The following is a 12,785-nucleotide window of genomic DNA, read 5'->3' as shown; positions in this document are numbered from 1 at the left end:
TTAACAAACACAGTCTCGATTAAACAAAAAAAAGGCAAGCATTAAATGCTTGCCTTATTATTATTGCTTACTGGAAGCGGTAACTCATACCAAGTGTAAATATACGGTCACTGTAGCTCGAACGGTCCGTAAGTTGCGGATCGATGCGGTAGCTGTGCGAAACAGTCTTAAGTATATTGTTGATATTAAATTGAACCTTAAGATTTTTTGTAATCTTATAAGATGACGAGAAGTCAGCACGGACAACGTCGTCGAAGTACTTAGGCCAATTTAATTCACCGGCATTGTAATATTCGCTACGATAGTTACCCGCTAAACGCATATTTAATGGGCCTTTGTCGTAAAATATTGATATGTTTCCTGAGTGCTCCGACATGTTTGAAATCGGTAGCAGAACCGTATGGTCTAATAACTCAAATCCATTTGGAAGTGGGCCATCGTCACCTAGTGCAGCTAGCTGGTCAAAAATATCACGTTGACCGACAAAGTCAGTTGGAATTTCTTGGCCAACAAGGTTGACTGGAATGCCCTGCATGGTCGATAAATCAAGCTCTTCTTCAGTTGCAGAGTCGATAAATGTCGGCGCTGGACGAGTTCCTTCAGTATATGTGTAGTTTAAAGAGAAGCCTAAACCACTCCACGCACCTGGTAAAAAGTCTAACCACTGAGTATAACCTAACTCGATACCTTTACGTGTTGTACCTTCACCATTAAACGCACTGCGTATACGCCATAATTCAAAACCAGGTTGTGTTGATAAGTCTTCACCTAACAAGTAGCCGCCATTACCATCTTGGCCAATAACTTCACTTCCTGGTGTTGCAGGAACCGCTAAAATACCACGTTTTGTAACTAAGTCAGCTTGTACGTTGCGATAGAAGAACGCTAAGCTCGCCATGTTGCCTTTGCCCCAATAACGCTCAAAGCTTAAATCTACATTATCAGACGTTTGTGCTGTTAGTTCGATATTACCAATGTTAGTGCTACCAGAACGGATACCTGGACAACTGTCAACGGTACCGTTGTAGTTGTTTTGTATTGCATATTGCTGCGCAATTTGAAGCTCTTGTTCAGCTTGAGTTAGATTCGGGTTTGGAACACCATAGTTATAAACACCAAACGGGTCTTGTGGGTCAAAAACCGCACAACCTTGGAAGTTGTTTAACTGTGCTACTGGTAATAGTTTTCCTAATGCAGGTCTAACCATCGTTCTCGCGGCGGCTAAGCGCACTAAACCATAATCTTCATGTGCGAAGGCGATATTCATGCTAGGTAGATAGTTGTCGTAGGTATTTTCCAACTCTACTTTTGCTGGATTACCTTCGGCATCAAGGGCATTGTAAGTTTCAGAACTTACCTTTGTTCTTACTGCACGTACACCGATATTACCGCGGAATGTGACTGAGCTAGATACATCACCGTTGAAATTACCCATTACGTATAACGCAGTGGTGTCTTCTGTCATCGTATAGTTTTCACCTGGGCTTTCTTCGTAACCTTTGTCGTTAAAGCCAGAAATTTCATTCCATAAACTACGATTATCACGATACATGTCTAGGTCGAAAACGGTCCAAGTTGGCACATTACCGGCTTCACTATAAAAACCGTCATGTGTTCCGTTAATGCCAGGATAACGTTCTGCTAATTCAACCGCAGAGATTGGCTCTTCACACGCATCATGAATTGTTTCATCATAACTGTTCGCATGTGGTCCATCTGCGTTGTAAGCCCAACGTGGGTTACAAACGAAGCGGAAACGACTTGCGTTTTCCATTACGTCACGGGCAAAACGGCCACCAAATTCAATTGACTCAAGTACGCCATAGTCAACAAAATAGTCAAAATCGATTTTTGCAGCAGATGTGGTAGGTTCACGTATCCAGCCATCATCACGGTAGTTAGTAACACGCCATGAGCGTAAGTCATTCGGATCCATACCATTTGCTAAAGAAATACCAACCGTTCTAGGGTCCGTTAAATCAACACTCAAGTCTGTACCAGTTTGACGAATAGCGGTTGCCATGTCGGTACCTATTAAGCTTGGGTCATCAACGCGTAAACGGTGATCATTTTGAGTGGTAGGGTTACCATAATAACCATTGTAACCAACGGCGATGTAATGACGTTCGTGATCTGACTTCGAGTGTGCAACTTCAGCTTGGATACCTAACGTATCAAAATCCCATTTACCTTTTAAAGCAATTGTAGTTTGAGTCGTGCTGTTGTGGTTCGCTTGGGCTGTACTTCGGTTTAAATTACCAATTGAGCTGTCAAATGCGGTTACTGGATAAACGGTGTCGATAACTCGGCCCATATTATCTGTACGGGTTACTTCGGTGCCGGTTTGAACATTGCTGAACGCATATAAGGTGCCGTCTTCGCCAAGTTCTTCCGCTGGTAATATCCAGTTTGTTTGAGAAGTAATTTGGAATACGTCTGATGTACCGTGGCTCAATGTATCGTTGTGAACGATATCTAATGTATAAGATGAGCTATCGTTTGGTGCCCATTGAAACGTCGCTGCAATCGCATTTTTTCTATTTTGATTATTACGGTCAATCAGTACATAGCTGTTAGGGCGGTATACTGTCGCGTCATCCTCACCACATAGAGCTTGTTGGTTGGTTGTTAAACCATTGTTGTCAGTGCTGTACATTGGGCAATTGTTTCCCCAACTGGCAAGCCCAACAACATCACCACCACTGTGGTTGTCATTATGCGTTAAATTAATAAGCATACCAAAGTCACCGAAACTAGTGTCGCGCCAGCTATGTGTTCCGATAATATTTATATTTGGATAAACTTCGTCAACTTCATCACCATATTTGGCTTTAGCATTAACGTTTAAAAAGCTATTTTTAACGCTAAGTGGGCGCTTCGTTTTTAAGTTGATTGTCGCACCCAACGAACCTTCTGTTAACGCGGCTGTTGGTGATTTGATTACTTCTAATGAGTCAATAAGTTCAGATGGAAAATCAGCAAGGTTAACGTCTCGAGAAGGGTCTGTACCTTCACCACCGGCGACACTTCGGCCGTTAAGTTCGATGCGGTTTTGGCTTACACCACGTACCTGGAAAGCACCTGCACTACCATTTTCGCCAAACAGGACCTGAACACCCGTTACACGTTGTAAAGATTCAACAACGTTTTCATCGGGGAAGTTACCTACGTCTTCGGCGCTGATAACATCAATTACACTGTTTGCACTTCGTTTTAATTCGCTTGCTCTTAATAAGCTCGATCTAAGTCCTGTGACTTCGATGACCTCAATTTCGTCCTCAAGTTTTTTGGCTTTTTTCGACTTTTTAGCAACTTCAACTTCAGCTTCTGCGTCTTGTTGTTCAGCTGCTTGACCATAGGCTGGATAAATCGCTGCCAGAACCGAAACGGCCACTATCGTTGGTAAAGTTTTCCAAGGCTTTTTCATTGTTGACTCCGTTGTTATTTTGCTCACTAGTATTTTTATTTAATTGGCTAATGTCGCAATTTATTATTTTGGATTAACTGAAAGTGCAACGCAGTAATTTGTAACGTCACTCTTGTCGTTCTATATATAAACAAATCAAAATTAAAAACCCGTAAATAATTCATCAAAAAGCTTTGTTATTTACATAATGCATTAAAGTTGTTTTATATCAGCGTATAACACGGTGTCGATTAACCACTTGAATTATATCGACAGCGGTATAGAACGGTACAGTTTTAATTAGGTATATATACAAAGGCCACCTACACTCGGTGTAAATGGCCTTTAATGTTTGTTGCTTTAATTGTTGGCATTAAGTTTAAGTGTATTCACTTTCATCTTAATCAACGAACCACTAACCGTCTGTGCTAGGCGCTAGTGGAATAGTAAAGCGAATGTAATTGTTGGCGTTAATTGTCGCTTGAATGATGTTTTTATCATCATTAACTGAAATGTTACTAGGTGTTTTATTGTTACCACCTGTACCGTATGTTTGAACTGTAAATACATCATCAGTTGCCGCAATATCAGTCACGGTCGTTGTTTCGCCGTCTTGTAAACGAACAGCTACATGTACAGGCTCTGTACCACCATTTGTGAACATTACATATAAAGTGTCACCTTCTCTAAAGCTCACACCTCTAATGTCTTGACTATAAACTTCCGATTTAACAACGTTACCAAGTGTGCCTAACGCAAAGTGATTCATTGCGTGATATTTTGCGTCTGTATTGCCGCCATTAAACCAGGCGAAGATTGCAGCGTGACGTTCAAATACGATACGTTCTGCACCAGCGTTAATTGCCGCCATTAGGCTACCGATACCAGATACCAATTTATCATTGGCATTAGAGCCACCATTAATCCATTTAGATGATTCAGTAAACCATAATGGTGCGCTGTCGTTTGTAGCTGCTGCAGACATAGCATCCCACTCAGCTCTTTGCTCTCTAGACGTTAAGGTATCTTCGTCGTCAAAGTTGGCTGCGGCAACATCTAACTCAGCAGCAAGCGCTGTGTATACTTCATCTGCGTCAGTAATATAACCTGATTCAGGTCCAACGCGTTTAAGCGTACCGTCATCATCACTCGACATTGCAGTCCATAACGCTTGATAATCTGACGCACTTACGTCGTCCTGACTAAACGGCGCTAAATAGTCAACTTTTGCACCGGCTGTTTCTAAATCGGTTAACAGAGTGTCTAAGTAAGTTGCGTAGTCATTTAAGTCCAGGCCATAAATGTTGTCAGGGCAAGTCTCACCACATTTAGCGATTGCAGAATATTTTGCGTCGCCTTCAAGTGACGTATTTATTTCAGACCAAGCGCCTGTTTTTTGAGATACAACAGCCATAATGCTCATGCCTTGTTCTTTGGCATAAACGGCAACTTCTTTGATTTGCTCATAAACAGGGTCAGTTAAAGGAAGCGTTGCGTGTACTGGGATACGTACTAAGTCCATACGCATGTTATTAACCATATGTGTAACTAATTTTACGCCGTGACCAGTTGAATACATTTGACCAACAACGCCGTCAATTGAACTACCAAATTTGACTTGTTGACCTGTCTGCATTGGGAATACGTCAGCTACGATATCTACACCGTCAATAACTGGGATAACGCGAACGATTTTTTCCACTTCGTCGGCATCATTGCCTGCCGCATCGGTAACACTATAAGTTAAGGTATAAACACCAACTACATTCGTATCTACTGTACCAGTTGTTACAATTGCGCTTGTAATCGCAGATGCTTCATCAACATTGTCTGTCGCGGTCACACCTGAGTCTGTATATGTCGTACCTTGATGAATTGTAATGTCTGTTTCTTCAACCGCAATTACAGGAGCGATATCGTCTGGAACAGCTTCTTCAACAGTAACCGTTCTAACAACTTCAGCCGCAACATTGCCTGCTGCGTCAGTTACGTTGTAAGTCACTGTGTAAACGCCGATAGTACTTGTATCCACGTTATTTACAACAGTAATTGCTGAGCTTAGGTCGCCGTCAACATTGTCTGTAGCGGTCGCGCCTTCATCTGTATAATTGGTATCCTGACCTATTGTCATGTCAGTGCCAGTGATGGTAATAATTGGCAAGACTGTATCTGGAACGGTTACGGTTCTGACTGCAACGCCTTCGTTACCGACAGAATCGCTAACGGTATACGTTACGGTGTAAACACCTACAACTGATGTATCAACTGTACTTACAGAGGTGATAGCGCTTGTAACGTCGCCGTCAACATTGTCGACTGCAGTTGCGCCCGCGTCTGTATATGTATCAAAAATGGTAACTTCAATTTCGTCACCACCAATAATTGAAATTTCCGGTGCTGAATAATCGATTGCACCTTCTGGTTGAAACACTTTAGTCTCATCATCTGAACCACACCCTGTAAGTGGTATCGTGATAAAACAACTTATTGCGAGAAGTTTGAATTTGTTCATCATACAATATCCTATATTTTATTATTGTTATCGAAGCATGAATAAAAACAAGCTCATCTGATAAAACCGTAAAAATAATCTATAAAAATTGGATATTGATGTATTTTTACTGATAAAAAGTTTGTGTGTGGGCTCAAATTTTAATCGCAGGGAAACAAAAGGCAAAACCAAGGTTTAGTATTTTACGCAAATTTACGCTGTTCGATAATCATTAAAAACTCCAATTAAAAGAAAGTTCTAGCCGTTTTCTACGCATGCCTAATCTATCAAAATACAAAGCTTGAAGACATTTATGTTTAAAAACCACTAGAAACTTTCAATTAAATTTTTTATTAATGCGATTTTGTATTTAACCATTTCACAATAATAGTCGCACCTGGTGCAACAGGAACCGATAGGCTTGTACCGATGTTTGGCATATCCCTAATATGTGAAAGACTTACCGCATTTGGTGATGCCTTAGTATTGTCGTCAATAATTTTACTTGTATTAGATTGTAAAGCCCAGATTTCTGCGGTTACACCAGCTTTAACATCAACCCCATTTATATTTATTTGTGCCGTCGTTGTTTTTGTATCAGAGGTATTTGTTAACACTACAGCAAAGTTATTTCTAATTTTGTTGATGCTAGCAGAGGCTAAAAAAGCAGGAAAAGAACGTTGTTCATAGTGATTCGGCTTACCTTTAACCGACACTTCAACAAAATTGTCGAACATATGTTTGGAAAATACTTCGATTGGCAGAGCGTGAGGACGAATAATACCGTCGTCAGTGACCATTGGCGTATCATTATTTAAAAATAAAGAATGTCCCAACATGGCGGCAACGTCATTACTATGGTTATTAATAACCGTATGCATTATTGCGATTTGGTTAATGTGGTTTTTTGTGTCGTATTCGGTTAGCCAAATTTTCTGATCCTCTATAGATAACGCGGGGTTAGGGTACTTTTTATACCAAGACATCATTTCATCAATTTTGTGGCTGATATCAATACCGGATAATAAAGAAGGCATAAACTTTTGATGACCACCTCTTTTTAACATATTTGGGTAGTAGTGTTTGGTTAGCCCATCAAAAGGCAAGTTTGCTTTCGCCATTTGCGCGACAAATGATTCTTTTTCAAAACAAGATAGGATCTGAATTGTTGGGTCGACGTCTTTCATCTTTTGATAGTAATCAATAAAACCGGGTTGTCTGCCAGAAAGGTAATCTAAAACAACATATTGATCTGCGTCGGGGATACGTCCTTGTTGGCCATTACCAAAGGTGATCTTTCCAGAACTCGGTTCCAATACAAAATGTGTATCGGACGCTGTTGACTGCGTGAAATTATCCACACGTTGCCATTTATATCCATTGATTGTCAGCACAAAAGGCTGATCTGGATTAGATAAACTTACAGGGGCAAATTTTACAAAAAGGTTTTGATTAGGTTTGCCATTTGTTTTAATTTTTGGCCCCTTCCAAGTGGATTCTGCAGCGGCCCTTTGTTGCTTAAAGTACTTAGTCCCACCATAAATATAGCGGTTGGCATCACCAAAAGGCAACATGCCATTGGTGCCTGACGCAGTATCTTTTTGCACATTGGCTGCGCCGCGTTTAGCGTCCAATTCGTATGGATAAGACCCCCAGTTTAATTCCCAGTTCCCGTACACTTCGTTGCCTATTTCCCAATATTTTATGCCATAGGGCTTAGGGTGACCATTTTTAGCACGTTCAGCAGCCCAATCTTTGCCACCATTTGGATTGGCACCAACTTCGGCATTCATGTATTCCACCCAGTCCGCTGCGTCTTGTGGGGTTTCGTATCCCCAGGCGACCATGATCACGCCATGTTTAAATGGGGTTTTTTCTAACATTCGACCAAATTCATCAGAGCCAAATTCATTGGTTCGACTTCCTCGGTTATTGCCACTGACATTATCTATTCGGTCTTTTAAAGGCCCTATGGCTCGTTTCCATTTATATAGATTTGCTTCTGAACCGCCTGGAAAACGATAAGATTGAATACCGAGTTTCTCGATCGCTTCCATTTCAATTGGATCATATTCGCCTTGGGCTGTTAATAATCCTTGGCCCCCTTTAGGGTAAATATTGTTTCCGCCATAATACAAAGGGTTTTGACTACCAATGACTTTAGATAAGTCGACATCAACGATTACCTTGTCGTTAGCCATGCTTAAAGTTGGTAAAATTGTGGCCAATACCGCCACCGAAATAAATTTTTTGCAAGAGTACATCATTAATTACCTCCGACTTATTTGAGGTATTAATAACATGTAATCTCCCTGAATTCCGTAAATAAATTAGACACAGCGTGATCCCACAAACGTGATCAAAACGCGTCTATATTCAGCGAACTAAATGGATAAACGTAAGTTTTTGTAACTATTTTTGCGGTTTTTCTTAATAGGCTTTGTTTATATGTCACCAAGTTAAAAAAATAAATAAGACTATGAACAACGTAAAATTATCGAAATTGACGACTGGTGTTTTCTTGTTATTTACGGTCAATATCGCCTGCGCTAAAAGCCCTGAGTGGTTGGACCCTGAAGTTTTTCAGGTAAACAAGGAACCTGTACGGTCGAGTTTTTATGCTTATACAGATAAAAACGACATTAATCTAACGACTCCTTATCAGGCTGATAACTATCAGTTGTTAAATGGCCAATGGAAATTTAACTGGGTTAATCTTCGTGATGAGCGTCCAAAAGATTTCTATCAAGTGGACTTTGATGACTCGGGTTGGATTGACTTCCCAGTGCCGGCTAACTGGCAAATGAACTCTGAGAATAAACGATTTGGCATTGCCAATTACTTAAATCATCCGTGTACGGTTCCTAAGGTGACACCACCTGCGACACCTGATGCTTCTACGCCAGTAGGTTCTTATCGTAAAGAATTTACCATTCCTGCTTCGTGGGGCGATCGTCAACAGTATATCCATTTAGCTGGGGTTAACTCTGCTTATTATATCTGGGTTAACGGTAAAAAAGTCGGTTACGCTGAAGATACAAAAACGGGTTCTGACTTCGATATTACTCCTTATACAAAAGTCGGTAAAAATACCGTTGCTCTAGAAGTGCACCGTTTTTCTGACGCGACATATTTTGAATGCCAAGACATGTGGCGTGTAAGCGGGATTGAGCGCGACGTGTTCGTATATTCGACACCTAAAACCCATATTAAAGATTATTTTGTTGATTCGACATTGACCGACGACTACAAACACGGTGTCTTTAATTTCAGTGCAAAAATTAAAAATAACGCCACATCTGCAAAATCGGCTTATAAAGTAAAAGTTGAATTGTTAGACGATGATAACGATAGTGTTATTAAGAAAGTACTTGATGTAAACCCAATTGCGGCAAATCAAACTTCAGAAGTAACCTTCTCTAAAGTTGTTAAGAAAGCAAAGCAATGGAGTGCAGAACTTCCAAATCTATATACGCTAAACTTAACGTTACTTGATGACAAAGGAATGGAAATCGAGTTTGTAGAAGCACGCGTTGGTTTTAGACGCAGTGAATTAAAAAATGGCACTATCTTAGTAAATGGTAAGCCAATTAAATTTAAAGGTGTCAATCGTCACGAACACGATCCGGTTAGTGGTCATGTTATTTCTCGTGAGTCGATGCGTAAAGACATTGAAATGATGAAACGTGCAAACGTTAACGCGATTCGTAATTCTCATTATCCAAGTGACCCATATTTGTATCACCTTGCTGATGAATATGGCATGTATATCTTAGATGAAGCAAACATTGAGTCTCACGGGCTAGGGGCGTCTAACCAGGCGACTTACAATCCTAAAAAACACATCGTAAATAAACCAGAATGGACGGGCGCTTACCTTTATCGTGTTGAAAACATGTATGAACGCAGCAAAAACCACGCGTCTGTAGTGATGTTTTCTACTGGTAATGAAACTGGCGATGGCCGAAACATTGAAGCTGGATACGATTGGTTAAAATCTAAAGGCACAAGACCTGTTATTGTTGAACAAGCGCAACAACGTCGTCATACCGATGCTTATGGCCAAATGTATGCAAGCGTTCCGCGTGTTGAATACTACATTAAAAATACGGTAACAACTGACCAACGCCCTCTGATCCTAATTGAGTATGAACATTTGATGGGGAACTCTGGCGGTAACCTTAAAGAATATTGGGACCTGTTTTATTCTCATGATTCGTTACAAGGTGGATTTATTTGGGATTGGGTTGACCAAACTTGGGCATTAAAAGACGAAAAAGGGCAAGCGTTCTGGGGTTACGGTGGTGACATTGAACCTGAAGGAACTCGCAATGATGCCAGCTTCTCTGCTAACGGCATGGTTTACGCTGATCGCACGCCATACCCTTATTATTTTGAAGTTAAAAAAGTATACCAAAACATCGATATCGATTGGCACGATATGGAAGATGAAGAAATAAAAGTCTTCAATAAAAACTATTTCCGTGATTTGTCGAACCGTACTTTACGCTGGCAGCTATTAGAAAACGGAGTTGTTGTCGCTCAAGACGATGGCTTTGATCTAGACGCTAAACCGTTCAAATCTGAAAAAGTCGACCTTGATTTTGATTATGATCTGAAAAAAGGTGCTGAGTACTTTGTTAATTTAGAAATTGTTAATACGAAACCAGAAGGCATTTTACCAGCTGGAACGTTATTAGCGTCAGAGCAATTAGCATTTGCTAAAACGCCAAAAATTACGCCTAAATTAGACGTCACTAATGACGCTCTTAAAGTCAGTGTGAACGAAAAAGTACTCACCGTAACCGGTGACACGTTTGCTGTATCATTTGATAAAAATAATGGCAGCATCAGTTCACTTATTTACCATGGCAAAGAACAGTTTTTACAAAGCTCGACTCCGGACTTCTGGCGTGCGCCTACAGACAACGACTTTGGTGATGGGATGCCGAAAGAAAGTCTTGTATGGCACAAAGCTGCTGAAGGGATCTTCAACAACAGCTTTACTTATAAAATGTCAGGACAAGATGTCATCGTTGAGTTAGAACAATCAATTCCAGCGGTCGAGTCTCGTCAAAAGGTCACATACACTGTGTCACCTTCAGGTGAAATTCAGGTAAATAACTGGTTTTATGCAGCTGAGCATAAAAAACACCCAGAGATGCCTCGTCTTGGTATGAAGTTCACATTTGATAAATCGATGGACAAAGTTCAGTGGTACGGCCGTGGTCCGATAGAAAACTATTGGGATAGAAAAGAAGCAGCTTACGTTGGTTTGTATGAAGCAACAGTTGATGAGCTATTCACACCATATGTTCGTCCGCAGGAAAGTGGTCATAGAACAGACGTGCGTCATGTCGCTTTATTTAATGACAAAGGTGAAGGGGTTGAGTTTGTATCCGACTATACGATGGGCTTTAATGCGTCGCATTATGACATCAGTGAGTTTTGGTATAAAAAAATGAAGCCACTACGTCAACATCCAAGTGATTTAGTAAAATCGGATTACGTATTTGTTAATATCGATCACCGTCAACGCGGTGTGGGTGGCACCGATTCGTGGCGCTCTACGCCATTGTTTGACTACCAAATACTGTGGGGCGACTACCAATACTCGTTCAGGATCAGACCGATTACCAAATAATAATCGTTTCTAAAGTGCGCTTAAAGCGCACTTTATTTCTAGATTAATTGATTAAGAATAGTTGTAAAAGCAACAAGAATTGAGGAAACAAACAAATGGATAGACGACAGTTAATTAAATATATGGGCTATGGCGCCGGATCATTATTGGCAGCGCCCTTGTTTTCTTGCTCATCTAATGTAAATCCAACGTCAACTCCGGGTTATTTAAACGGGTTTAGCAACACCTTTAGCAACGATCCTAAGCAAGCGAATTTAGAATGGTTTAAAGCCGCTAAATTTGGCATGTTTATTCATTACGGATTGTATTCTTTATTAGGTCGCGGTGAGTGGGTTCAAATTAAAGAGAAAATTCCAGTACTTGAATACCAAAAATTGAAAGACCGTTTTACCGCTGAGAAATTTGACGCCGATTTCATTACTGACTTGGCGTTGCAGGCGGAAATGAAATATATCAATATCACAACGCGTCATCACGATAGTTTCTGCTTATGGAATACGAAAACGACTGACTTTAACAGCGTTAACTCTCCAGCTAGACGCGATTTAGTTGAAGAACTAGCAACAGCTTGTGATAAAAAAGGTCTTGGATTGAGTTTGTATTTTTCCCATGGCCGTGACTGGCGTCACCCTCATGCGGCAAATAATGATAAATGGGGTGGGCATGCTCGTCCACTTTATGACCCGCAGGAGCAATACTATAAATATGGTAAAGAGCATGACCTCAATATTTACATTGAATACATGCACGAACAACTTCGCGAGTTATTAACAAATTACGGCACAATTGCAAACATTTGGTTAGACGGTCACGCGGTTCCAAAAAGCGGTCAAACTGAACTGTTTAGAATGGAAGAAACCTATGACTTAATCCGTAAGTTGCAGCCACAAACGCTGATTTCATACAAAACGGGTTACTTAGGAACAGAAGATTTTTATGCGCCGGAAATTCATTGGTTGCAAAACCGTCCAGAAGTCACAAAACAAATGTTGGAATCTGGCAAGCATATTGAAATTTGTGCCCATATTGCAGGCTGGGGATACACCAAAAAACACGATGGTAAACACCCAGGCGTTAACGCGATTTTAGATAAACTAAAAGTAGCCAAAGAACACAATAATGGTAACTTATTGTTAAACCTTGCACCTCGTCCAAATGGCGAATTTGATAAACAAGATATCGCTTCACTACAACAAGTGGGTGAGTATATTCGTAAACACGGTTTTTAACCTTTCCCAACCTTT

Annotated in this window: 5 protein-coding genes; 2 read left to right on the top strand and 3 right to left on the bottom strand. The window is 40.6% G+C overall.

Features of this window, described 5'->3' with window-relative positions:
* Window positions 1-67 precede the first annotated feature (67 nt).
* The 3 genes from Q4575_RS18105 to Q4575_RS18095 form a co-directional block, all read right to left on the bottom strand.
* Window positions 68-3,427, bottom strand: coding sequence for a TonB-dependent receptor (locus Q4575_RS18105; RefSeq protein ID WP_303523745.1), 3,360 nt, complete (start codon window positions 3,425-3,427; stop codon window positions 68-70).
* 394 nt (window positions 3,428-3,821) lie between these two features.
* Window positions 3,822-5,921 (bottom strand): DUF5011 domain-containing protein, encoded by a 2,100-nt coding sequence (locus Q4575_RS18100; RefSeq protein ID WP_303523744.1) that lies wholly within the window; start codon window positions 5,919-5,921, stop codon window positions 3,822-3,824.
* Window positions 5,922-6,250: 329 nt separating this feature from the next.
* Window positions 6,251-8,164 (bottom strand): hypothetical protein, encoded by a 1,914-nt coding sequence (locus Q4575_RS18095; RefSeq protein ID WP_303523743.1) that lies wholly within the window; start codon window positions 8,162-8,164, stop codon window positions 6,251-6,253.
* A gap of 212 nt (window positions 8,165-8,376) precedes the next feature.
* Between Q4575_RS18095 and Q4575_RS18090 the strand changes: the two genes are divergently transcribed.
* Both Q4575_RS18090 and Q4575_RS18085 read left to right on the top strand, forming a co-directional pair.
* A complete protein-coding gene (locus tag Q4575_RS18090; protein ID WP_303523742.1) occupies window positions 8,377-11,541 on the top strand; it encodes a glycoside hydrolase family 2 TIM barrel-domain containing protein in 3,165 nt (1,054 codons plus the stop codon).
* A 95-nt stretch (window positions 11,542-11,636) separates the two neighbouring features.
* Window positions 11,637-12,770: an alpha-L-fucosidase gene (locus tag Q4575_RS18085; protein ID WP_215964401.1), complete on the top strand. Its 1,134-nt coding sequence runs from the start codon at window positions 11,637-11,639 to the stop codon at window positions 12,768-12,770.
* Window positions 12,771-12,785: the final 15 nt, after the last annotated feature.

The organism is Psychrosphaera sp. 1_MG-2023, assembly GCF_030548245.1.
GTDB classification, from domain to species: domain Bacteria; phylum Pseudomonadota; class Gammaproteobacteria; order Enterobacterales; family Alteromonadaceae; genus Psychrosphaera; species Psychrosphaera algicola.
This window is presented reverse-complemented; position numbering and strand designations above follow the sequence as displayed.